Genomic DNA, 21,551 nt, shown 5'->3' on the forward strand with positions numbered 1-21,551 from the left:
GCAGCCGCGTTAGGGTTTGGGGCGTGACAACGAAAATAGTGGTTCAAGCGCAGCGACGAAGTGCGGCACCGAGAATTCGGTCCATCCGGATGCTCGGGGTCGTCCTTCTGCCGACCCTTCTGCTGGTCTCCGCATGCGCCAGTGACGCGCCGAAGCCGCCGACAAGCTCGACCAGCACGCCCTGGAACTCCACCTTCGAGTCGGCCGCAGACCCGGCGGTCGCCCCATTGCGTGGCACGAGTGTGCCGGCCGGGAGCCTCCAGAACCCTGCCCTCTCGGTGAAGATCGACAACCACGAAGCGGCCAGGCCGCAGCTCTCTCTCGAGCGCGCCGACATCGTCTTCGAAGAACTGGTCGAGGGCGGGCTGACCCGTTATGTCGCGGTCTGGCATTCCGACGTGCCCGAACTCGTCGGGCCGGTGCGATCGATCCGACCCATGGACCCGGACATCATCGCGCCCTTCGGCGGGATCGCGGCTTATTCCGGCGGCCAACAGAAATTCATCGACCTGATGGACGCGACGGATGTCGTCAGCGCCGCCTTCGATACCGACGACACCGGCCTCTTCGCGCGTTCGGATGACCGGGAAGCCCCGCACAACGTCATCCTCCAGGCCTCAGCGCTCGTCGCGCGGAACGCCACCGTGCCGCCGCCGAACCAGCAATTTGCCTACTCCGCGACCGTGCAGGGATCGTCCGCGGCCGTCGACGGCGCGCCCGTCGCGGCGATCAACTCCACCTTCTCCACCGCCCGTTGGCCCGGCTGGACGTGGGATGCGGCCGGTGCTGCCTACCTGCGCTCGCAGGAGGGCGCACCTGACCTCGACGCCACCGGTGCGCAGCTGCGGGCGACCAACGTCCTGGTCCTGCGGGTCGCGATCGACGGCACCTACGGAGATGTTCCCACGACGACAATGATCGGTTCGGGGGAAGCCTGGGTCTCGGCCGGCGGCAAGTCCGTGCATGCGGTCTGGTCCAAGGCCGACCAGACCGCCCCCATCCGTCTCGTCGATGACTTCGGCGTGACGATTCGTCTCGCCGCCGGTAACACCTGGATCGAGCTGGTGCCGTCGGACCGAGGCACGGTTGTGCTGGTGCCGTAGCCGCGGCTGCGGCACCTTGCCGTTCACTTGCACTCTCGACCCCAGAGTGCCAGAATCAACTTGGCACTCTCTCTGTTTGAGTGCCAACCCATCACCGTTTTGGTAACGTCCGGGAGGGACGAGAAACACATATGGCAAAGATCATTGCTTTCAACGAAGAGGCCCGTCGCGGCCTTGAGCGTGGCCTGAACATCCTCGCTGACACTGTCAAGGTCACCCTCGGCCCGCGCGGACGTAACGTGGTGCTGGAAAAGAAGTGGGGCGCTCCCACGATCACCAACGATGGCGTGTCCATCGCCAAGGAGATCGAACTCGACGACCCGTACGAGAAGATCGGTGCCGAGCTCGTCAAGGAGGTCGCCAAGAAGACCGATGACGTCGCGGGCGACGGAACCACCACCGCCACCGTCCTGGCTCAGGCGCTCGTTCGTGAAGGCCTGCGCAACGTCGCGGCCGGAGCAGACCCGATCAGCCTCAAGCGTGGCATCGAGAAGGCCACGGCCGCCGTGATCGCTGAGCTCATCGCCAACGCCAAAGAGGTCGAGACCAAGGAAGAGATCGCGGCCACCGCTTCCATCTCCGCCGGTGACGCCGAAATCGGCGCCATCATCGCCGAGGCCATCGACAAGGTCGGCAAGGAGGGTGTTGTCACCGTCGAGGAGTCGAACACTCTCGGCACCGAGCTCGAGCTCACCGAGGGCATGCGCTTCGACAAGGGCTTCCTGTCCGCCTACTTCGTGACCGACCCCGACCGTCAGGAAGCGGTCTTCGAAGACCCCTACATCCTGATCGTCAACTCCAAGGTCTCCAACATCAAGGACTTGCTCCCCATCGTGGACAAGGTCATCCAGACCGGCAAGCAGCTCCTCATCATCGCCGAGGACGTCGACGGCGAGGCCTTGGCCACGCTCGTGGTGAACAAGATCCGCGGAATCTTCAAGTCGGTCGCCGTCAAGGCTCCCGGCTTCGGTGACCGTCGCAAGGCCCAGCTGCAGGACATCGCCATCCTCACCGGTGGACAGGTCATCAGCGAAGAGGTCGGTCTCAAGCTCGAGAACGTCACGCTTGACCTCCTCGGCAACGCGCGCAAGATCGTCATCACCAAGGACGAGACCACCATCGTCGAAGGCGCCGGAGACCCCGAAGCCATCGCCGGACGTGTCCAGCAGATCCGCAGCGAGATCGAAAACACCGACAGCGACTACGACCGCGAGAAGCTCCAGGAGCGTCTCGCCAAGCTCGCCGGCGGAGTCGCAGTCATCAAGGCCGGCGCCGCGACGGAGGTTGAGCTCAAGGAGCGCAAGCACCGCATCGAGGATGCCGTCCGCAACGCGAAGGCTGCCGTCGAAGAGGGCATCGTCGCCGGTGGTGGCGTTGCGTTGATCCAGGCCGGCAAGACCGCGTTCGAGAAGCTCGAGCTGGTCGGCGACGAGGCAACGGGAGCGAACATCGTCAAGGTTGCCATCGACGCTCCACTCAAGCAGATCGCCCTCAACGCCGGCATGGAGCCGGGCGTTGTCGCCGACAAGGTGCGCAACCTGCCGATCGGTTGGGGCCTCAACGCCGCGACCGGTGAGTACGTCGACATGCTCGCCGCCGGAATCAATGACCCGGTGAAGGTCACCCGTTCCGCGCTGCTGAACGCAGCGTCGATCGCCGGACTGTTCCTCACCACCGAGGCCGTAGTCGCCGACAAGCCGGAGAAGAACGCTGCTCCGGCCGGCGACCAGGGCGGCGGAATGGACTTCTAAGTCCACACCGCTTCACCGCTTCACAACACAGGGCGCCTCCGCCGGGAGGCGCCCTGTGTCGTTAATGCAGGCCTCGCTAAAACAGGCGTCGTTAATGCAGGCGTCGCTAAAACAGGCGTCGCTAAAACAGGCGTCGTCAAAACAGGCGTCGCCAATGCGCAGGCGGTCGCGGCTAACGCAGGAAGAGGCGCGCGTTGGCCTGCTCGATCTCGGCGTACTGCTGGCCGGCTTGGTTCAGGGCCAGATTCAATCCCTCCGCGCTCTGGGCCACCTGCTGTTGGGTGGCACGCCAGTCCGAGACCGCCGCCTGGAACGCGGTGGCGGCCTGGCCCGTCCACGAGCCCTCCAGCGCGGTCAGCTGGGCGATGAGCCCGGCGACCTCGCCCTGGATGCGCCCGATCGTGGCGCGCGCCACGGAGGTGGTGTGGAGCACTGCTTCGCTGTCGACCTGATAGCGGGTCATGGGGGTCCTTTCGGCAGGGGAAGATACCGATCAGACTACGGAGCCGCCTGCAGCCGTTCCCGTTGGCTGCCGTTGTGCCATGGCAAATCATCCTCCCGGACCGCGGGGGAGGAACCGCGGGGGGTTTGACGCCGCGGCACGCGGCTACGACGTGATGACGGGGGCGACGCGCTGGGGCGCGCTCGGAGAACAGGCCAGTGGGAACCAGACCCGGAACGTTGCGCCGCCGCCGGGGGTGTCCACGACCTGGACGGTGCCGTTGTGGCTGGCGACGATCGAGGCGACGATCGCCAGGCCGAGCCCGCTGCCGCCGGTCTCCCGTGCACGGGAGGTGTCCGCACGCCAGAAGCGCTGGAAGATTTTCTCCCTGATCTGCGGTGGGATACCCTCACCATGGTCGATGACGGCGATGGAGGCGCGCTGGTTTCGGCGGTCGACTGCGACCTCGAGCTCGACCGGGCTGTCCGTCGGGCTGAAGCGTAGCGCGTTGCCCATCAGGTTCGTGATGACCTGGCGGATCTTGTTCTCCTCGGCCATCACCACGGCCTGCACAGTGCCGGGCTCGGTCACCGGAGTCTGTTCCGGAGCCGGCAGCGCAACATCCGCTTTGCGCGGTTTGCGGGTGCGCAGCCGCGCCAGGGTTGCCCCGGCGAAAGAGACGGATCCGCCCGCCAGGTGGTTCGGCTCGTCGGGCTTCGAACCTGGTGCGGCAGCGGAGGGGACTTCTCCCGTTGAGTGAGCGAGGTCGATGGCGGGGCGTTCGGTGCTGTCCTCGATCTCGGTGGGGATCGGCGTGACGACGGTGATGGTGCGACCGGGGGAGGAGGCCATGGCGTCGAGGGCCGCGTCACGGGCGAGCGGCATCAGGTCGACCGGCGCGAGGGCAAGCGGCTTTGTCTCGTCGAGCCGGGCCAGCTCGAGCAGGTCTTCGACGAGGCCGCCCATGCGGATCGCTTCTTTCTCGATGCGCTCCATGGCCTGTGCGATTTCTTCCGGGGTCTGCAGGGCACCCATTCGGTAGAGCTCGGCGTAGCCGCGCACCGAGACGAGGGGAGTGCGCAACTCGTGGCTGGCGTCGCCGACGAAGCGGCGCATCTGGTCGATGGTGCGGGCGCGGTCCTTGAAGAGGCGGTCGATGCGGCTCAGCATGGTGTTGAGCGATCGGTTGAGGCGACCGACCTCGGTGTTGGGCGTGGCGCCGCCGAGCCGCTGGCTGAAGTCGCCATCGGCGATGGCCGCGGCCGTGCGCTCCACCTCTCGCAGCGGTGCAAAGGTGGTGGTCACCAGGAGCCGGGTGAGCAGGGCGCCCACCAGCACGACCCCGAGCCCGAACCCCAGGAAAATGGTGAGGTAGGTGGCCATGGTGTTCTCGGTCGGCCTCAACGAGACCGCCATGACCAGCGTGCCCAAGGTTCCCTGCGGCGAGATCACGAGCGGCACGGCGACGGCCAAGAACTCGGTGTCGTGTGCCGAGTCCACCAGAGTCATCGTCTTGCCGTCGAGCTCCATCACGGTCTGCAGGTCGAGCGGTGCGGTCAGGATAGGCAGCTCACTGCGCGGGACATCCCGCCAGGTGCGGTCCTTGAGGCTGCCGTGCTCGTCATACAGGGCGACGTAGTAGTCCGAAGAGACCACGGCTGTGGTGCCCTGGCCGAGAGCCGCCGCCGAGTAGCTGTTCGAGGCGGACTGGGCGTCGATCTGCAGCTGCGAATCGACCTGCTGGATCACGTATTGGCGAAGCATGGCCATCGTGCCGATGCCGGAGACGAGCAGGCCGAGCGTCAGCATCAGGACCGTGACGCCCGTGATTTTGGAACGCAGGGAAATGCGGCTCCACCGCTCCATAAGTGACTGATGCATAGGAGCCCAGTGTATGAGCGCAGCCTGTGACTACGCCTTGGCGGCTTTGAGCATGTAACCGAAGCCGCGCTTGGTCTGGATGAGGGGTTCGGTCGAGTGCGCGTCCACCTTGCGGCGGAGGTAAGAAATGTAGGACTCGACGATGCCGGCGTCACCGTTGAAGTCGTACTCCCACACATGGTCCAGGATCTGAGCCTTCGACAGGACCCGGTTCGGGTTCAGCATGAGGTAGCGCAGAAGCTTGAACTCGGTCGGACTGAGTTCGATGGGGGCGTCGCCGACCAGGACCTCGTGGGTGTCCTGGTCCATGGTGAGTTCGCCGGCGCGGATGACCGCGTCTTCGTCGGCGTGCATGGTCCGGCGCAGGATGGCCTTGATCCGGGCCACAATCTCATCGAGGCTGAACGGCTTGGTGACGTAGTCGTCGCCGCCGACCGTCAGACCGGTGATCTTGTCTTCGGTGTCGTCCTTCGCCGTGAGGAAGAGGATCGGGGCCGTGTAGCCGGCGGTCCGCAGGCGCTTGGTCACTCCGAAACCGTTCATGTCCGGCAGCATGACGTCAAGGATGATGAGGTCGGGTTCTTCCTCGAGGACGGCGGAGATCGCCTGCGCGCCGTTTCCGACGGCTCGCACGGCGAATCCGGCGAAGCGCAGGCTGGTGGTGAGAAGATCCCGGATATTGGGTTCGTCGTCGACAATAAGGATGCGTGGGCCGTCAGTCATGAGATCAGTATCTGCGCGTTAGCTGAAGGTTTACTGAAAATGCCCGGTATGCGCGCTGGCGAGTAGATTGGTGAGCAAACCAGACTGCCGCGGCGTGGGGAGACCAGAATGACTGTTCCGACTTTTGCGATTGTGGGGGCCGGTTTGGCCGGGGCCAGAGCGGCCGAGGCCATCCGTTCCGAGGGGTTCGACGGGAGCATCGTGTTGCTGGCCGGGGAGACCGAGTACCCCTACGTGCGGCCGCCCCTCTCCAAGGACTACCTGGCCGGGCGGGCCGCCCGGGACACGATCGACGTGCACCCGGCACCGTGGTACGACGAGCGGGGCATCGACGTGCGGCTGGGTGCCCGGGTGACCGGGCTGGCGCTCGACACCCACGAGCTGACCCTGCGGGAGGGCAAATCGGTGCGCTACGACAGGTTGCTCCTCGCAACAGGGGCGTCGTCACGGCGCTTTCCCGGCCCGGGCGCAGACCTGGCCGGGGTGCACCATCTGCGCACGGTCGGCGAGTCGCAGGCGCTGCGAGCCGAGCTGGAGCCGGGAAACCGCCGGGTCGTGATCGTCGGGGCCGGCTGGATCGGTCTCGAAGTCGCCGCGGCCGCCCGCGGTTACGGCAACACCGTCACGGTGCTCGGGCGGGACGGCGTGCCGCTGGCCCCGGTGATCGGCGACGAGGTCGGGTCGGTGTTCGCGGAGCTGCACCGCGTGAACGGGGTGGATCTGCGGATGGAAACGCACGCCGACCGACTGATCGGGACGCAGGGGAGGGTCACCGGAGTGGGACTCCCCGGCGGCGAGGTCGTTTCGGCCGATGTCGTCGTCATCGGCATCGGCGCGGTGCCTAACACGGATCTGGCCCGGGACGCGGGCCTGACCGTCGACGACGGCATCGTCGTCGACGCGGCGTTCCGGTCCATTGACCCGGACGTCTACGCGGTGGGTGACGTCGCCACGGTCTTCCACCCGGTGCTGCGGCACCATCTGCGCGTCGAGCACTGGGACAACGCCGAGCGGGCCGGCGCCGCGGCCGGCCGCTCGATGCTTGACCAGGCGGTCAGCTACGACGCGATCCCGTACTTCTACACCGACCAGTTCGACCTCGGGATGGAGTACTCGGGGTACGGCGCACTTGCCCGGGATGCGGAGGTCGTGTTTCGCGGTGACCCGGCGAGGCGGGAATTCATCGCGTTCTGGGTGTTGGGCGGCAGGGTCGTCGCCGGCATGAACGTCAACGTGTGGGACGTCAACGAGACGGTGCAGCGCTTCATCCGGACGGAGGTGCGGGTCGACACGACCCGGCTCGCGGATGAGAACATTGAGCTGGACGAACTTCTCGCCGGAGCACCCGACTGAAGGACCTGACATGGACAACGCGACCACTCGACCTGGCCCGGCGCTGCCCGACCTGATCCATCCACGGCGACTGATCGGGGAGAGACTGTTCGATTTTTCCCGTGAGGTGGCCGTGATGGCCATCGTCAACCGCACGCCGGATTCCTTCTACGACAAGGGGGCGACCTTCGCTCTTGACGAGGCCGTCACGGCCGCCCGGCGCGCCATCCTGGACGGCGCCGACTGGGTCGACATCGGCGGGGCGAGATTCGCGCCCGGCCCGTCCATTCCGATTGAGGAGGAGATCGACCGGGTCGTCCCGGTGGTCGAGGCCCTGCGCGGCTCGGGCGTCGTCATCTCCGTCGACACCTTTCATCCCGCCGTGGCGCGCGCCAGCCTGGCCGCCGGCGCCCACGTGATCAACGACACCACCGGGGTGCACGACCCGGCCATGGCTGACGTCGTCGCGGACAGCGACGCGACGCTGGTGATCACCCACAGCCTCGCGCCGCCGCGCACACCGTGGCCGGGGCCCACCTACGGCGACGTGGTGCACGAGGTCGCAGCCTTCTTGGATGAACGGATCGAGCTGGCCCGGAGTCGCGGCGTCCCGGCATCCCGCATCATCGTCGACCCCGGGCACGACCTGAACAAGAACACCTACCACTCGCTCGAGCTGACCCGGAGGCTCGGCGAGATCACCGCGCTCGGCTACCCCACTCTGGTCGCAGTCTCGAACAAGGACTTCATCGGGGAGACGCTGAACCGTGAGCGGGGCGACCGGATCGCGGGATCGCTCGCCGCCGCCGTCTACAGCATCCTGCAGGGCGCCCGGATCGTGCGGATGCACAACGTCGTCGCCGCGGTCGACGCCGTGCGGATGACCGAGGCGATCCTGGGCTTCCGCGAACCGGCGTACGTGCGCCATAACCTGGCCTGATGCTGCTGGATCGTGACGAGCTGATCATCCGTTACCGGGTGCCTGACCGCACTCTGCCGCACCTGCGAGTAAATTTCATCGCCAGCCTCGACGGCGCCGCCACCCGGGAGGGCGTGAGCGGCGGGCTCGGGAACGCCGACGACAGGCTCGTCTTCGATACCCTTCGGATGCTCGCCGACGTGATCGTGGTCGGTGCGGGCACGGTGCGCGCCGAGGGGTACGTCGGCATCCGTCAGGGCCCCGCAGATGCCGCGTGGCGGGTCCGGCACGGACTTCCGGCGCAGCTGCCCGTCGCCATCGTGTCCTCACGGCTGGACCTCGAGCCGAGCCACTCGCTGTTCGCGGACGCCGCCGTGCGACCGCTGGTCGTGACGCACGCAGCGTCACCGCTGCGGCGACGCGCGGAGCTCGCAGAGGTGGCGGACGTGCTGGTCTGCGGGGAGGACGTCGTGGACCCGCGGCTGATGCGGGCGGAGCTGGCTCGGCGCGGTCTGGCGCAGATGCTCTGCGAGGGTGGGCCGAACCTGTTCGGTGCGCTGATCGACGCCGACTGCGTCGACGAGCTGTGCCTCACCGTCAGCCCCGTGCTCGAGGGCGGCCCGGCCGGACGGATCTCCGCCGGTGCCGCCGCCATCATCCGGGAGATGTCCCTGCTGCACGTGCTGACCGCCGGGGACATGCTGTTCCTGCGCTATGCCCGCCGGAAGGCTTCCTTTCCGACCGCCTGACCGGCCGTTTCATCGCCGGTCAGACGGAGACGACCTGCGCGTCCAGATTCTGCGAGTCAAGGATCGTGTAGCTGTAGCCCTGCTCGGCGAGGAAGCGCTGGCGGTTCTGGGCGAAGTCCTGGTCGACGGTGTCGCGGGCCACCAGCGTGTAGAAGTTCGCGGACAGACCGGACTCCTTCGGCCGCAGAAGCCGGCCGAGGCGCTGCGCCTCCTCCTGGCGTGAGCCGAAGGAACCCGAGACCTGGATGGCGACGGTGGCCTCCGGCAGGTCGACCGAGAAATTCGCGACCTTTGACACCACGAGCAGTTTCTCCTCGCCGACTCGGAAGGCCTGGTAGAGGCGCTCGCGCTCGTCGACAGGGGTCGCACCGGTGAGCTTGGGGGCATTCAGGGCCTCGGCGAGCTCGTCGATCTGGTCGAGGTACTGTCCGATCACGAGGATGCGTTCTCCGGGGTGCTTGGCCACCAGGCGCTTGACGACGTCGAGCTTCGCGGGTGCGGTCGCGGCCATCCGGTAGCGCTCGTCGTCGGCGGCGGCGGCATAGCTGAGTCGCTCGGACTGGGGCAGGTCGATGCGCACCTCGAAGCAGGAGGCTGGGGAGATGAAGCCCTGGGCCTCGATCTCCTTCCAGGGCGCGTCGAACCGCTTCGGGCCGATCAGGCTGAATACGTCGCCCTCGCGGCCGTCCTCGCGCACCAGGGTGGCGGTGAGGCCGAGGCGGCGGCGGGCCTGCAACTCCGCGGTCAGCTTGAACACGGGGGCCGGCAGCAGGTGCACCTCGTCGTAGATGACGAGGCCCCAGTCCATGGCGTCGAGTAGCTCGAGGTGCGCGTATTCGCCCTTCCGTTTGGCGGTGAGGATCTGGTAGGTCGCGATCGTGACCGGCCTGACCTCCTTGACCTGCCCGGAGTACTCGCCGATCTCGTCGGCGGTGAGGGTCGTGCGCTTGAGCAGTTCGTCGCGCCACTGACGGGCGGAGACCGTGTTGGTGACGAGGATGAGCGTGTTGGTCTTGGCGGTGGCCATGGCCCCGGCGCCGACCAGCGTCTTTCCGGCCCCGCAGGGCAGCACGACCACGCCGGAGCCGCCGTCGAAGAAGCTGGAGACGGCCTTGTTCTGGTAGTCCCGGAGCGCCCAACCGTCTTCCAAAAGACCGATCGGATGCGGCGTTCCCGGCGTGTAGCCGGCGAGGTCCTCGGCCGGCCAGCCCAGTTTCACCAGTTCCTGTTTGAGCTGGCCGCGCGCCCACGGCTCGACCAGGAACGAGTCCGGCGACGGATGCCCGATCAGGAGGGGCGCGATGCGCCGGGCCCCGGCGATCTCGGTGAGCACGGCCTGGTCGTTGCTCTGCAGGATGAGCTGACCCTCGGTGTCACGTTCGATGATGAGCCGGCCATACCGGCCGACCGTCTCGGTGATGTCCACGCTGACGGTCTGCGGGATGGCGAACTTCGAGTACTTTTCGAGCGTGGCCAGCATGTTGGAGGCGTCGTGCCCCGCGGCGCGGGCATTCCACAGCCCCAGCCGGGTGATGCGGTAGGTGTGGATGTGCTCGGGGGCACGCTCCAACTCGGCGAACACGGCCAGGTCGTGGCGCGCATCCTCGGCAAGAGGGTGGGCGACTTCGAGCAAAACCGTACGGTCACTTTGGACGATCAGAGGGCCATCAGACATAGCCGTTAATCCTACGCCCGGTCAGCGTGAAGGCCCGCACCTACGGCGCCGGCGTGATGCTGATGATGCTGGACAGAGGCAGCGTGCGTTCGATGTCGGCGCGACGGTCCCGGGCCCGGAAGCGCCCGCCGCCCACACTGGCCGGCTCGAGCAGATAGTCGACCACCACACCGCCGGGCATGGCGATGCTGACGACGACGGTCTGCTTCGCCTTGATTGCCAAGTCGAGCTGGCGGGCGAGCCAGGCATCCGCTGCCTGGCCCTCGCCGCCATCGGCGGCACGCAGCCTATCGACCAGGGCGACGGCCGGATCCGGGGCGTCCACCGGCACGACCCGAGCGAGCTGGTGGCGGCGCAGGTGCACGATCTCATGGGTGGCGTCCTCCGCGGCGACGGGGTAGCGCGCATCGCTGAGCGCCCAGAAGACCACGTCGGAGGGGAACCGGCTGGTCAGTCGGCTGCCCTCGGCAGGCACAAGGCCGAGGGAGGCGAGCGTCTGGTCCACGGCGATGGTGCTCAGCAGGGCCGCGTCGTCGGACTGGACATAGGCCTGGGCCGGGGACTCCATCGGGTCCGTCGGGCCGACGCGCACGCGCCCGTAGCGGGCGGCGGATTCCCGGATCAGGTAGTCGACGGGCTGTGGGATGCCGGTCAGGGAGACCGTGCGCAGGAAATCGAGCAGTGACTCCGCGCTTTCGCCGGCCGCCAGGGCGCGGTTCACGGAGTTGGCGGTGATGCGGTAGCTCAGGGCGAGTTCCCGGCTCTCCACGTCGGCGAGCCCGCGCAGGCGGCTGTCGATCGAGGGGGCGAGCGGTCCGGGGGACACGATCGACAGGTCGTTCTGCAGGTACACCGCGCCGCCGGTCGCCGGCAGCGCGGCCGCCATGGTGGCGACGGCCGCCTCGAGGTCACCGGCCAGCACCGAAGCACCGGCCGGGCTGGTGGTCTGGTGGGCGGTGATGCCGATCAGTTCGGCGTCCTCGGCGAACTCGGTGACCCGGTCGTCCATCCACTGGCCGCCGGCCGGGTAGAGCCAGGCCACGAAGCTGCGCAGCACGTCGCCCCAGGACACGCCGGGCCGGCGGGCGAGTATCCCGCGCACATCCGGCGGCAGGGCCGCATGCCAGGCGTCGGCCAGGGTCGCCCAGCGGCGGGCGGTGCTCTCGAGCAGCCAGGCCTCGCCGGCTTCGGTTTCATTCCAGTAGCCGTCGGAATGGGCGATGAGTTCGGCTCGGGCCGCGGTCGCGACGAAGGAGGGCACGAATTCGAGTTCGACCCCCATCACGGCGGCCAGACGCTTGGTGTCGGGCAGGCCGAGCCCGCCCCGGCTGAGCTCCCTGGCCGGCTCGCGGGCGAGCTCGGTGACCAGTTCGGCGATGGAGGACACCGCGGCGAAGGCACGCTCCGCCGCGAGACGGTCTGTGAAGCGGGTATCGGTGGTGTCGACACTGGCCAGCGCCGCGGGTGCGGGCGTCGAAGCCAGCTCGAGCGCGGTCGGCAGGCCCAGGTCCGGCCAGGTCAGCAGTTGCGCGGCCACCGCCGGGTAGGGACTGAACCGCCCGTCGGTCAGGCGCGCGAGCATGAGGGAGTCCAGTTCGGCGGCACGGCCGGCGACCTCGGCCACGTCGACGGGCGAACCTGCCAGTTCGGACAGGCGCTCGGCGAGGTCGAACAGCGACGGCGCGGCAGCCGTGCCGACCTCCGTTCCCTGGCTGAGCTCACCGGCGACGGCGAGAACGGCGAGGGTGGCCCGATCGAGCCGTGCCAGCACCCGTTGGATTGCGGTTGGTTCGAGGAGAGCCTCGGCCAGGTCGAAGAAATCACGGATGCCCGTGGCCGAGACCATGCGGATGTCGATCGTGCGACGCAACGTTGCGTCATCCAGCGCCCGAAGGCGCGAAGCGAGTGCGAGCATTGCTACTCCTTATTCTGTCGTGCCTCACGAGCGCGACGCATGCCGGACATCACCATGAGGACGATGATCAGCACGAATCCGAGAGGCAATCCAAACAGCGGCAAAGCAAGCACCGCCGGCCAGACCCCCTGGCCGAAACCGTTGTCCGCCCCGGCCCCGGCCGCTGTGCCGAGGATGACGGCAAGGAACGCGAGGATGGACAGACCCACCACACCCGCAACCATGTAAGCAAGGATGCGTTCGAGCCGGCTCGCGGCGGGTGGAGTTTGATTGGTCACAGACTCAAGGATACGGGGCGGGAACCGGTCCGACCGAATAGGCTGGGGGTGGTTGGCGCGCAATCCGCGCGCCCGGAATTCAGCGAGGTCCAGATGCCCACCGGCAAGGTCAAGTTCTACGACGAGGAGAAAGGTTTCGGCTTCATCACCTCTGATGACGGCCACGAGGTCTTTCTCCACGCTTCTGCACTGCCCGCCGGAGTCACGGTCAAGGCAGGAACGAAGCTCGAATTCGGCATCGCCGACGGCAAGCGGGGCGCACAGGCGCTGTCCGTTCGCGTTCTCGAGGCACCGCCGAGCCTGGTCAAACTCAGCCGCAAGCCGGCTGACGACATGGCCGTCATCGTCGAGGACCTGGTGAAACTCCTCGACGGCATCGGAGCGAGCCTGCGTCGTGGCCGCTACCCCGACAAAACCCACAGCCACAAGATCGCGGCCATGCTGCGCAAGGTCGCGGAGGAACTCGATGCCTGAGGCCGCTGCCGACGAGCGCCTGCTGTCCGCGGTCGACCAGGCGCGCACCGCGCTGCTGGAGATCACGCCGGCCGACAGCATCGGCGAACCCCTCGGCCACCTCGTCGAAGGCGAGCATGTGCTCTCGCTGCTGTTCGACTGCAACCTGTCCGGCTACCCGGGCTGGCGTTGGACGGTCACCCTCGCCCGGGTGGACAAGAGCTCCGAGCCGTCGGTTCTGGAAGCCGAGCTCACGCCGGGCGACGACGCCCTGATCGCGCCGGAGTGGGTGCCGTGGTCTGACCGCCTGGCCGACTACCGCACGGCCCAGGAACTGGCTGCGGCCGTGGCCGACGCCGAGGCGTTGGGCGATGATGACGAATCGGACGACGACGACGAATCTGACGATGACGGCGATGACGGAGATGACGGAGATGACGGAGATGACGGAGATGACGGCGACGAGTCAGACGACGACGAAGACCGCGGCGAAGATGTGCTTGACGGGATCGACTTCGGTGAGGCCCTAACGGCGCCGGAACCGTACCCAGGCAATCCCGAGCAGGCCGAGGCCGAGGCCGATGAGGGCAGCCCAGAGCCACCAGCCCACTCCGGCGGCGGCGAGTTCGTCCCGGAAGACGAGCGCGAGCGCGAGCGCCACTAGCCAGCCGGCGGAGCCCGCAAGGAAAGCCTTGCGGGAATCCGTTCGAGCCGGCAGCGGGTCTGGCCGACGCTCACTGTCTCTCAGCCAGAGCCGCATGTCGAGGCCTACTTGCCCAGGTTCTGCACCACGAACTCGATCGAGCGGACGAGCTGGCGCACGTCTTCGGGCTCGATCGCGGTGAAGGTGGAAACCCGCAACTGGTTGCGGCCGAGCTTGCGGTAGGGCTCGGTGTCGGAGATCCCGTTGGCGCGCAGGGTCTTGGCGATGGCGGCGGCATCGATCGCGTCGTCGAAGTCGATCGTCGCGACCACCTGTGACCGGTGCTCCGGGTCGGTGACATACGGCGTCGCGAACGGCACGCTCTCGGCCCAGTCGTAGAGAACGGATGACGATTCGAGGGTGCGCGCGGACGCCCACGCCAGGCCGCCGCATCCGTTGATCCAGTCGAGCTGGTTCTCGATCAAAAGAAGCGTGGCCACGGCCGGAGTGTTCAGAGTCTGGTTGAGGCGCGAGTTGTCGATCGCGTTCTTCAGGCTGAGGAACTCGGGAATGTAGCGCCCGCTCGCGGCGATCTGCTCGACGCGCTCGATCGCGGCGGGGGAGAAGAGCGCCATCCACAGGCCTCCGTCGGAGGCGAGGTTCTTCTGCGGCGCGAAGTAGTAGACATCCGCCTGGTCGGCCTCGTAGTCGATACCGGCCGCCGCGCTGGTGGCGTCGATCACTGTCAGGGCGTTGGGGTCGGCAACTACGCGGGTGACCGGAGCCATGACGCCGGTCGAGGTCTCGTTCTGGGGCCAGGCGTAGACGTCGACACCCTCGGTCACGACGAACTCGCTGCGCGATCCGGCCGGGGCCTTGACCACGTCGGGCGCTTCGAGGAACGGAGCGGCCGCGGCCGCGGCGAACTTGCCGCCGAACTCGCCGAAGACGAGGTTCTGGCTGCGGCGGAGAATAAGGGAGAACGCGGCGGCGTCCCAGAACGCGGTGGACCCGCCGTTGCCGATAATGACTTCATAACCGGCAGGGGCGCGAAGGAGGTCCGCGAGGCCGGTGCGCACGCGACCGACCAAGTTCTTGACGGGTGCCTGGCGATGGGAGGTGCCCATCACGCTCGCGCTGAACTCTAAAAGATGTTCGAGTTGTCCTTTTCGAACTTTCGACGGGCCGCAGCCAAATCGTCCATCATCGGGCAGAAGTTCCGTGGGAATTATCAGGTTCGACATAGGGCGATTCTAACGGCCGCTCTCGCGGCGATAAGGTTGGGCAGTACGTACCGAGCCGAGAGGAACGCTGGGCATGACGGATCTCATCGACACCACCGAAATGTACCTCCGCACGATTCTCGATCTCGAAGAGGAGCACATCGTTCCCCTTCGAGCACGCATCTCGGAACGCCTCGGGCACTCCGGGCCGACCGTGTCGCAGACCGTGGCCCGGATGGAACGGGATGGCCTCGTAGTCGTCTCCGGCGACCGGCACCTTGAGCTCACCGTCGACGGGCGCAGCAAGGCCGTGCATGTGATGCGCAAACATCGGCTTGCGGAACGCCTGCTCAGCGACGTAATCGGGCTCGAATGGGAATTCGTCCACGACGAAGCATGCCGCTGGGAGCATGTGATGAGTGAGCGAGTGGAGCGCAAAATCCTGGAGATGCTCGATCACCCGACCGAGTCTCCGTATGGCAACCCCATCCCCGGCCTCGATGAGCTGGGCGATTCGCCGGCCGTCGCGTTCATGGCCGGGGTGACGAGCCTCGTCGACCTGGTCACCGGATCTGCCGGTCCGGTCACCGCCGTGGTGCGCCGTCTGGGCGAACCCGTTCAGGTCGACCCCGAGCTCCTGGCCCAGCTGAAAAACTTCGGTGTGCTCCCCGGGGCCACGGGGGTTTTCTCCGCCGTGGGCTCCTATGTGCTCGTGCAGGTGCATGGGTTCGAGGACGGACTGGAACTGCCCAACGAGGTCGCCGGCCACATCTTCGTCGCCACGCCGGCAGCGGTCGCCTAGCCATTCGGAGGTCACCGCCTGCCCCGTCGCCGTTGAGCCCTCGCCCCACAATTTTGTTATCAATATGTTAGAAAAAGTAGCCGGTGGCGTGACAAACGGATGTGCGTCAGTTAGCTTGGAGTCGTCCACAGTCCAGATTCCGGTCGACGGACACGGATCAAGACGCCTTTCTTTCCCGTCTCTTGATTCGTTCCTCACACACGCGACGAGCGCAGTGGACGGGGCAACTACCTAGTGTTGTCGAGGCGCCGGAGGTAAACACTTTGGCCGCATTAGGTAAGAAGATTTTCCGTCGAGCCCCGAACTCGATAGCCACCACCGGATCCATCACCCTCGCTCCCATCACCCGCGCTTCTATCACCAACGACAACGAACACGCGGAGCTCAGCCACTATCGGGCCGCCGGCCCCCGTTCCGTCCCGCGGTCACGCCGCCGGGGCGCCGTGGCGAACATCGTGTTCATGACTCTCGCCGGCGGCCTCGTCGCGACCATGGCCATCCCGGCCTATGCGTTCGCGCCGACCGAAGAGGAGTACGCGTCAACGGCCTCGGCCGAGTTGACCGAATCGGGTGCGCAGTCCGTGGCGGTCGCCGCCGCGGCCGATACCGTGAGCGTCGCGCGCGACGGGTTCACCGCCACCACCCCCGAGGAACTGGCGGCGGCAGCGGCCGCAGCAGCGGCGGCCGTTGCCGCGTCCGAGGCAGCGGCCGCCGAGGGGCGCCGACTGGAAGCCGCGGCCGCGATGACCTCCTACGCCGCGTCGTATTCCGGTCCGTCGTCGGCCGACTACCTGGCTGCCCCGGCATACCCGAATTTCGACCTGGCATCCGTCTACAGTGTCGCGGCCGGCTACCAGGGTGTCCCCTATGTCTACGGCGGGGCCACCCCGGCCGGCTTCGATTGTTCCGGTTTCATCATGTACGTCTACGCGCAGTTCGGCATCTCGCTGCCGCATTCCTCGACCGGGCAGGGGGCGGCGGGCACCCGAATCCCCGAATCTGAGGCTCAGCCGGGTGACCTCGTCATCATGGACGGCCACGACGGGTTCTACGCAGGCAACGGCAACATCCTGCACGCGCCGTATGAGGGGGCGGCCGTGCGTGTGCAGCCGATCTGGACCAGCTCGTACTACATCGTGCGTCTCGGCATCTGAGCCTGCCGGAAGATCCGAGCCGGCCGGCCGCCAGATGAATGTTTCGTAACACCTAGCACATTCGGCGTCCCGCACTTCGCGGTGCCGCCGAATGTGGGTTAACCTGTTGCTCTGATGTTTTGCGAGTTTTCGGGAGAGCCCATGCGCGAGCGGCGCACGATCCACACCATGGATGTGCGCTGCCGCTCCGCGCTGCGGCAGAGCAGTCGAGCAAACTTGAGTTGCGCGTGTCAGGGACACCGTGTGGCCGGTAGGGCGTTGTCATGGTGACGGCGCCCTTTTTGTTTGCCTGTTCGCTCCTTCTCACTGACTGTCGTAGTTCGAATGGCTGGAAGCCGTCCAGCCCTTTTCGAAAGGGAACGCATGCGCACACTGGTCCTCAATGCGGGGTATGAGCCCCTTGCCGTGGTGTCCTTCAAACGAGCACTCGTGCTGGTCATGAATCACAAGGCAACGATCGTGCAGGCCGACCAGGGGCATCCGATCTGTGCTGCCTCCGGTTCCTGGGAGCGACCGAGCGTCATCTTGCTCACGCGTTACGTGCGCATCCCTCGGTCCAGGGCGGTGCCGGTCAGCCGTCGCGGCGTGCTGCGCCGGGACGAGCATCGCTGCGGGTACTGCGGCAAGACCGCCAGCACGATCGACCACGTAATGCCTCGGTCGCGCGGAGGTCGGGACACCTGGGACAATCTCGTGGCCTGCTGCCTTCGCTGCAACAACCTCAAAAGCGACCGGACGCCGGCCGAGATGGGCTGGAAACTCCTGTTCCACCCGGGATTGCCGGTCGGCACGACCTGGGTGGTGCGCGGCGCTGAGCGGCCGTTACCGCAGTGGGATGAATTCCTTGCTCCTGCCGCCTGACCCGCGAATATAACAGGGATGTAACGCCAGAAGGTGACTTCCTGGTCGCCGTCGCCTAGGGTTGAGAAGCGCCGAACCTCGATCTCGGTGCGTTAGAGGATCATCTTTTGCCCCAATCCGGCGTACCCGGCACTTCTGGTTCGCCAGAGACCCCGATTTTTCCGCTCTCGCGCCGCGAACTGCGTGCGCAGCGTGAGGCGGCAGAGGCCCGAGCCGACGCCACCGTGAACATTCCGGTGCGCATGGACGTGCCGGTGGCTGTGCGCATTCCCGATGCGGTTGCGGTGGCGGAAACCAAGGCTCTGGACCTCGAAAAGGCATCGATCGCGGCGCGGAGCAACCGGCTCAATCCGGTCGCTCCCCCGCGGGTCGCACCGGCCGTCAGCCGCCCGGTGCCCCGGTCGCGCCGCCGGCGGCCCATGAAAATCGCCGTGACCCTGCTGGCCATTCCGGGACTGTTCCTCACCGCCGGCCTTCCGGCCTATGCGTTCGCGCCCGGTGCGAGCGACACCGCCTCGACGACTTCGCGGGTTGCCGACACGCAGGGCGTCACGGTGGACAGTGGCGCCGCAGCCATCACCGTCGCTCGCGACGGTTTCACGGCGACCACGAGCGACGAACTCGCCCAGCGGGATGCCGAGGCCAAGCGTGCACTGGCCGCGCAGCAGACCGCCGAGGCAGCCCGATCGGCTGCCACCGACTTCGCTGTATACAGCGTGCGCGCCAAGGGCGACGACTACCCGTGGTTCGACCGGGCCACCGACACCCAGGGCGGCGGACTGTCTCCGCTTGGCTACTATTACCGCGAATGCGTGGACTTCGTGGCATATCGGCTCAACCGCGACGCCGGGTCGACCGGCTCCCCGTGGACCTGGACCTGGAGCAAGCTCACCCCCAGCGGCGGCAACGCGAGCAACTGGGCCAGCGCCTGGGCTGACCAGGGCTGGGCCACCGGCGACACTCCCGTCGTCGGCGCGGTCGCCTGGTTCAACTACAACCACGTGGCCTACGTGCAGTCGGTCAACAGCGACGGCTCGGTCATTCTCGAGGAATACAACTGGAACGGCAGTCACGCGTACAACACGCGCACCGTGTCGGCCAGTGAGGTTCCGCTCTTCCTGTACCCGCCGACGTAAGCGCGTCGCAGCGGCGCGCTGCGGCGCCGGCCGACAACCGCTAAACTTCAGTGGCCAGCCTCTGTAGCTCAACGGAAGAGCAGTTCCGTCCTAAGGAAACGGTTGGGGGTTCGAATCCCTCCAGGGGCACCACGAATCATCCGTCGATGCCGACCGACCAGCACATCGCCCTTGTGTCGACGTGTCCGTAGAGCGGTCGACTTCCTTCCTTAAAAACGGGGAATTTCCCGCTTCGTCACGGAAATAGTGTGATTGACCTGATGTGCAGAATTGGCTTGAATTCCTTCCCGGAGTCAAAGAAACTAATCGAACTCACTCAGCGGCGGCGCGACGGAGGCGCGCACGAATCGATCGCTGGCGAAGCCGAGGAGAGCACCCATGGTTAGCAATAGTGCGCGCGAAAAAAGCGAGCGAGCACCGGCGCCCGACGATTCCCGCAAACCCGACTCGCGGAGCGAGATCGTCAAGCCGTCCTGGCGGTATGTGCTGCGCAAGACCCTGCGGGAATTCACGGCCGACCAGTGCCCCGACCTCGCCGCCGCCCTCACCTACTACGCCGTGCTGTCGATCTTCCCCGCACTGATTGCGCTGGTCTCGCTCCTGGGAGCGTTCGGTCAGGGTGCAAACTCGACGAACTCAATCCTGTCGCTCGTTGACGAGGTCGCGCCCGGCGACACGGTCGACACTCTGCGCGGCCCGCTCGAGCAGTTCAGCTCCTCGCCGGCGGCCGGTGTCGCCCTCGTCGTCGGGATCCTGTTGGCGCTGTGGTCAGCATCCGGGTACGTCGGCGCGTTCAGCCGGGCCATGAACCGCATCTACGAGATCGACGAGGGCCGGCCGTTCTGGAAGCTGCGCCCGATGCAGCTGGGCGTGACCGTGGTTTGTGCTGATTGTGGTGGCGCTTGTCGTTCTGATCGTGTCGGGTCCGGTCACCGATGCGCTCGGCAACACTCTCGGGTTGGGGTCGGCCGTCCAGTTCGTCTGGTCGGTCATCAAGTGGCCCAGCCTGGCGGTAGCCGCCGTATTGATCATCGCAATCCTGTACTAGGCAACCTCCAACGCCCAGCAGCCCAAGTTCCGATGGATCAGCCTGGTGCGTTACTCGCATTCCTCACTCTGGTGATCTCCTCATTCCTGTTCGGCCTCTACGTCACCAATTTCTCCAACTGCGACCGCACGTATGGTTCCCTGGCCGGCATCGTGGTGTTCCTGCTCTGGCTATGGATAGCCAACCTCGCCCTGCTCTTCGGTGCCGAATTCGACGCCGAGCTGGAACGGGGCCGTGAGCTGCAGGCGGGCATCGCCGCAGAAGAAGAACTTCAGCTGCCGCCGCGGGACACCCGCAAGAGCGACAAGGCCGCCGACAAGGTACGCGAGGACATCGCGATCGGCCGACGGTTGCGACTGAACAGACGAACGAGTGACGACAGCGAGTCGAAGAAGAAGAAATAGGGCGACGGCCGGGAACCGGTTGGGGATTCGAATCCTTCCAGAAACACCCAGCGTCCGCGCACGGATGGCGAGGTCCGGATTGCTCCCAACCTCGCCTCCGGGTGTCACTGAGCGTCGTTCCCCGGGGCGCTCCAGGCCCTAGTTGTAGAGCATCCCGCCGTCGACGAGCAGGACCTGGCCGGTGACGTAGTCGGAGTCGGGGCCGGCGAAGAACGACACGATCTTGGCGACGTCCTCCGGGGTCTCGATGCGGCCGAGCGCGATGCCGTCGACGTTTTCCTTGAGGTTCTGGCCGAGCGGCTTGCCGTTGATGGCGCTGAGCTTCTCGTCGATCAGGTCCCACATGCCGGTGCCGACGATGCCGGGGGCGTAGGCGTTGACCGTGATGCCCCGAGGTGCGAGCTCCTGGGCGGCAGCCTGAGTGATGCCGCGGACGGCGAACTTCGAGGCCGAGTAGGCGCCGAGGATGGGGAAGCCCTGGATGGCGGCGATGGAGGCGGCGTTGATGATCTTGCCGGCGTGGCCGAGTTCGTCGAGCTTCGCGACCGCGGCCTGGATCCCCCAGACGACGCTGTTCACGTTGATGCGGAAGATCTTCTCCAGATCGTCCGCCGTGACCTCGAGCATGGGCGTGACCTGGGCGATGCCGGCGTTGTTGACGATCACGTCGAATCCGCCGAGCTTCTCGGCCGCGGTGTCGACGGCGGCGAACACATCATCGCGGTTGGAGACGTCGGCGGTGACGAAGACGGCCCTGCGCCCGAAAGCCTCGATTTCGGCGACGACACCGGCCCCCTTTTCTGCCTGGAAGTCGAGGTCGGCGACGGCGATGTCGAAGCCGTCCTGGGCGAGGCGGAGTGCGATGCCGCGTCCGATTCCCTGCCCGGCTCCGGTGACGAGTGCGACTTTGTTCGAAACGGTCATGGTGGTTCTCATTTCTGGTTCGGGCATGCTGAGCGCCGTTTGGCGTCGTTGACCCGCAGCCCTGACGGTGTCGGTCAGACGATCATCCGGACCCCTTCAGGCTAGGCGACAGATCTGTCGACCGGTTCGCCGATG

At 66.7% G+C, this 21,551-nt stretch carries 19 protein-coding genes, 1 tRNA gene and 2 pseudogenes; 13 read left to right on the forward strand and 9 right to left on the reverse strand.

The genetic code is table 11. The annotated features are described in order from the left end of the window. Positions 1-23: 23 nt before the first annotated feature. Both CXY82_RS16555 and groL read left to right on the forward strand, forming a co-directional pair. Complete coding sequence (locus tag CXY82_RS16555) at positions 24-1,103, forward strand: DUF3048 domain-containing protein (RefSeq protein ID WP_158251974.1); 1,080 nt, start codon at positions 24-26, stop codon at positions 1,101-1,103. 131 nt (positions 1,104-1,234) lie between these two features. Further along, positions 1,235-2,854, forward strand: coding sequence for a chaperonin GroEL (groL, locus tag CXY82_RS16560; protein WP_104100131.1), 1,620 nt, complete (start codon positions 1,235-1,237; stop codon positions 2,852-2,854). A gap of 172 nt (positions 2,855-3,026) precedes the next feature. Here groL and CXY82_RS16565 read toward each other — a convergent pair whose 3' ends face one another. From CXY82_RS16565 to CXY82_RS16575, 3 genes are all read right to left on the reverse strand, one after another. Next, positions 3,027-3,317: a WXG100 family type VII secretion target gene (locus CXY82_RS16565; protein ID WP_104100130.1), complete on the reverse strand. Its 291-nt coding sequence runs from the start codon at positions 3,315-3,317 to the stop codon at positions 3,027-3,029. Between the two features lie 144 nt (positions 3,318-3,461). Continuing rightward, complete coding sequence (locus CXY82_RS16570) at positions 3,462-5,177, reverse strand: cell wall metabolism sensor histidine kinase WalK (RefSeq protein WP_104171862.1); 1,716 nt, start codon at positions 5,175-5,177, stop codon at positions 3,462-3,464. A gap of 30 nt (positions 5,178-5,207) precedes the next feature. Beyond that, positions 5,208-5,900, reverse strand: coding sequence for a response regulator transcription factor (locus CXY82_RS16575; RefSeq protein WP_104171863.1), 693 nt, complete (start codon positions 5,898-5,900; stop codon positions 5,208-5,210). Positions 5,901-6,008: 108 nt separating this feature from the next. Here CXY82_RS16575 and CXY82_RS16580 point away from each other — a divergent pair, with 108 nt between their 5' ends. The 3 genes from CXY82_RS16580 to CXY82_RS16590 are packed head-to-tail and all read left to right on the forward strand — an operon-like array spanning position 6,009 to position 8,900. Beyond that, positions 6,009-7,253, forward strand: coding sequence for an NAD(P)/FAD-dependent oxidoreductase (locus CXY82_RS16580; RefSeq protein ID WP_104171864.1), 1,245 nt, complete (start codon positions 6,009-6,011; stop codon positions 7,251-7,253). Between the two features lie 10 nt (positions 7,254-7,263). Further along, positions 7,264-8,172, forward strand: coding sequence for a dihydropteroate synthase (gene folP, locus CXY82_RS16585; protein WP_104171865.1), 909 nt, complete (start codon positions 7,264-7,266; stop codon positions 8,170-8,172). Further along, entirely contained in the window at positions 8,172-8,900 is a 729-nt protein-coding gene (locus CXY82_RS16590; RefSeq protein WP_104171866.1) for a pyrimidine reductase family protein, read from the forward strand. The genes folP and CXY82_RS16590 overlap by 1 nt, the downstream gene beginning before the upstream one ends. Positions 8,901-8,919: 19 nt before the next feature. Here the strand turns inward: CXY82_RS16590 and CXY82_RS16595 are convergent, their stop codons facing one another. Genes CXY82_RS16595 through CXY82_RS16605 form a run of 3 tightly spaced genes read right to left on the reverse strand, consistent with a single transcriptional unit; the run spans position 8,920 to position 12,768 of the window. Beyond that, positions 8,920-10,575 (reverse strand): DNA repair helicase XPB, encoded by a 1,656-nt coding sequence (locus CXY82_RS16595; RefSeq protein ID WP_104171867.1) that lies wholly within the window; start codon positions 10,573-10,575, stop codon positions 8,920-8,922. Between the two features lie 40 nt (positions 10,576-10,615). Next, positions 10,616-12,490, reverse strand: coding sequence for a helicase-associated domain-containing protein (locus tag CXY82_RS16600; protein ID WP_104171868.1), 1,875 nt, complete (start codon positions 12,488-12,490; stop codon positions 10,616-10,618). A gap of 2 nt (positions 12,491-12,492) precedes the next feature. After that, positions 12,493-12,768 (reverse strand): hypothetical protein, encoded by a 276-nt coding sequence (locus CXY82_RS16605; protein ID WP_134542856.1) that lies wholly within the window; start codon positions 12,766-12,768, stop codon positions 12,493-12,495. Between the two features lie 93 nt (positions 12,769-12,861). Between CXY82_RS16605 and CXY82_RS16610 the strand changes: the two genes are divergently transcribed. Together CXY82_RS16610 and CXY82_RS16615 are read left to right on the forward strand one after the other, a co-directional pair. Then, positions 12,862-13,242 (forward strand): cold-shock protein, encoded by a 381-nt coding sequence (locus tag CXY82_RS16610; protein WP_104171911.1) that lies wholly within the window; start codon positions 12,862-12,864, stop codon positions 13,240-13,242. Further along, entirely contained in the window at positions 13,235-13,885 is a 651-nt protein-coding gene (locus CXY82_RS16615) for a DUF3027 domain-containing protein (protein ID WP_233199395.1), read from the forward strand. The genes CXY82_RS16610 and CXY82_RS16615 overlap by 8 nt, the downstream gene beginning before the upstream one ends. Here the strand turns inward: CXY82_RS16615 and CXY82_RS16620 are convergent. Continuing rightward, positions 13,814-13,981: pseudogene (locus CXY82_RS16620) on the reverse strand (DUF2530 domain-containing protein); the annotation flags it as partial. The gene CXY82_RS16615 and the pseudogene CXY82_RS16620 overlap by 72 nt on opposite strands. 8 nt (positions 13,982-13,989) lie before the next feature. Beyond that, on the reverse strand, positions 13,990-15,108 hold the full coding sequence (gene serC / locus CXY82_RS16625) for a phosphoserine transaminase (protein WP_104171870.1): 1,119 nt from the start codon (positions 15,106-15,108) through the stop codon (positions 13,990-13,992). 73 nt (positions 15,109-15,181) lie between these two features. Between serC and CXY82_RS16630 the strand changes: the two genes are divergently transcribed. From CXY82_RS16630 to CXY82_RS16655, 6 genes and pseudogenes are all read left to right on the forward strand, one after another. After that, positions 15,182-15,889: a metal-dependent transcriptional regulator gene (locus CXY82_RS16630; RefSeq protein ID WP_104171871.1), complete on the forward strand. Its 708-nt coding sequence runs from the start codon at positions 15,182-15,184 to the stop codon at positions 15,887-15,889. A gap of 263 nt (positions 15,890-16,152) precedes the next feature. Beyond that, entirely contained in the window at positions 16,153-17,043 is an 891-nt protein-coding gene (locus CXY82_RS17675; RefSeq protein ID WP_233199396.1) for a C40 family peptidase, read from the forward strand. A 363-nt stretch (positions 17,044-17,406) separates the two neighbouring features. After that, entirely contained in the window at positions 17,407-17,904 is a 498-nt protein-coding gene (locus CXY82_RS16640; protein WP_104100118.1) for an HNH endonuclease, read from the forward strand. Between the two features lie 107 nt (positions 17,905-18,011). Further along, complete coding sequence (locus CXY82_RS16645) at positions 18,012-19,040, forward strand: CHAP domain-containing protein (RefSeq protein WP_134542857.1); 1,029 nt, start codon at positions 18,012-18,014, stop codon at positions 19,038-19,040. A 57-nt stretch (positions 19,041-19,097) separates the two neighbouring features. After that, positions 19,098-19,172: transfer RNA gene (locus tag CXY82_RS16650), tRNA-Arg, on the forward strand. A gap of 246 nt (positions 19,173-19,418) precedes the next feature. After that, positions 19,419-20,492: pseudogene (locus tag CXY82_RS16655) on the forward strand (YihY/virulence factor BrkB family protein). A gap of 138 nt (positions 20,493-20,630) precedes the next feature. Here the strand turns inward: CXY82_RS16655 and CXY82_RS16660 are convergent. Further along, the gene (locus tag CXY82_RS16660) at positions 20,631-21,416 is read right to left on the reverse strand and encodes an acetoin reductase (RefSeq protein WP_104100116.1); all 786 of its coding nucleotides are present in this window, start codon (positions 21,414-21,416) and stop codon (positions 20,631-20,633) included. Between the last annotated feature and the right edge of the window lie 135 nt (positions 21,417-21,551).

The organism is Cryobacterium sp. M23, assembly GCF_002929655.1.
GTDB classification, from domain to species: domain Bacteria; phylum Actinomycetota; class Actinomycetes; order Actinomycetales; family Microbacteriaceae; genus Cryobacterium; species Cryobacterium sandaracinum.

What these genes read in the sequence shown, in the direction of transcription:
- groL (WP_104100131.1), top strand. Translation starts at nt 1,235, where the DNA reads ATGGCAAAGATCATTGCTTTCAACGAAGAGGCCCGTCGCGGCCTTGAG.
- CXY82_RS16565 (WP_104100130.1), bottom strand. Translation starts at nt 3,317, where the DNA reads ATGACCCGCTATCAGGTCGACAGCGAAGCAGTGCTCCACACCACCTCC.
- CXY82_RS16570 (WP_104171862.1), bottom strand. Translation starts at nt 5,177, where the DNA reads ATGCATCAGTCACTTATGGAGCGGTGGAGCCGCATTTCCCTGCGTTCC.
- CXY82_RS16575 (WP_104171863.1), bottom strand. Translation starts at nt 5,900, where the DNA reads ATGACTGACGGCCCACGCATCCTTATTGTCGACGACGAACCCAATATC.
- CXY82_RS16580 (WP_104171864.1), top strand. Translation starts at nt 6,009, where the DNA reads ATGACTGTTCCGACTTTTGCGATTGTGGGGGCCGGTTTGGCCGGGGCC.
- folP (WP_104171865.1), top strand. Translation starts at nt 7,264, where the DNA reads ATGGACAACGCGACCACTCGACCTGGCCCGGCGCTGCCCGACCTGATC.
- CXY82_RS16590 (WP_104171866.1), top strand. Translation starts at nt 8,172, where the DNA reads ATGCTGCTGGATCGTGACGAGCTGATCATCCGTTACCGGGTGCCTGAC.
- CXY82_RS16595 (WP_104171867.1), bottom strand. Translation starts at nt 10,575, where the DNA reads ATGTCTGATGGCCCTCTGATCGTCCAAAGTGACCGTACGGTTTTGCTC.
- CXY82_RS16600 (WP_104171868.1), bottom strand. Translation starts at nt 12,490, where the DNA reads ATGCTCGCACTCGCTTCGCGCCTTCGGGCGCTGGATGACGCAACGTTG.
- CXY82_RS16610 (WP_104171911.1), top strand. Translation starts at nt 12,862, where the DNA reads ATGCCCACCGGCAAGGTCAAGTTCTACGACGAGGAGAAAGGTTTCGGC.
- CXY82_RS16615 (WP_233199395.1), top strand. Translation starts at nt 13,235, where the DNA reads ATGCCTGAGGCCGCTGCCGACGAGCGCCTGCTGTCCGCGGTCGACCAG.
- serC (WP_104171870.1), bottom strand. Translation starts at nt 15,108, where the DNA reads ATGTCGAACCTGATAATTCCCACGGAACTTCTGCCCGATGATGGACGA.
- CXY82_RS16630 (WP_104171871.1), top strand. Translation starts at nt 15,182, where the DNA reads ATGACGGATCTCATCGACACCACCGAAATGTACCTCCGCACGATTCTC.
- CXY82_RS16640 (WP_104100118.1), top strand. Translation starts at nt 17,407, where the DNA reads ATGCGCACACTGGTCCTCAATGCGGGGTATGAGCCCCTTGCCGTGGTG.
- CXY82_RS16660 (WP_104100116.1), bottom strand. Translation starts at nt 21,416, where the DNA reads ATGACCGTTTCGAACAAAGTCGCACTCGTCACCGGAGCCGGGCAGGGA.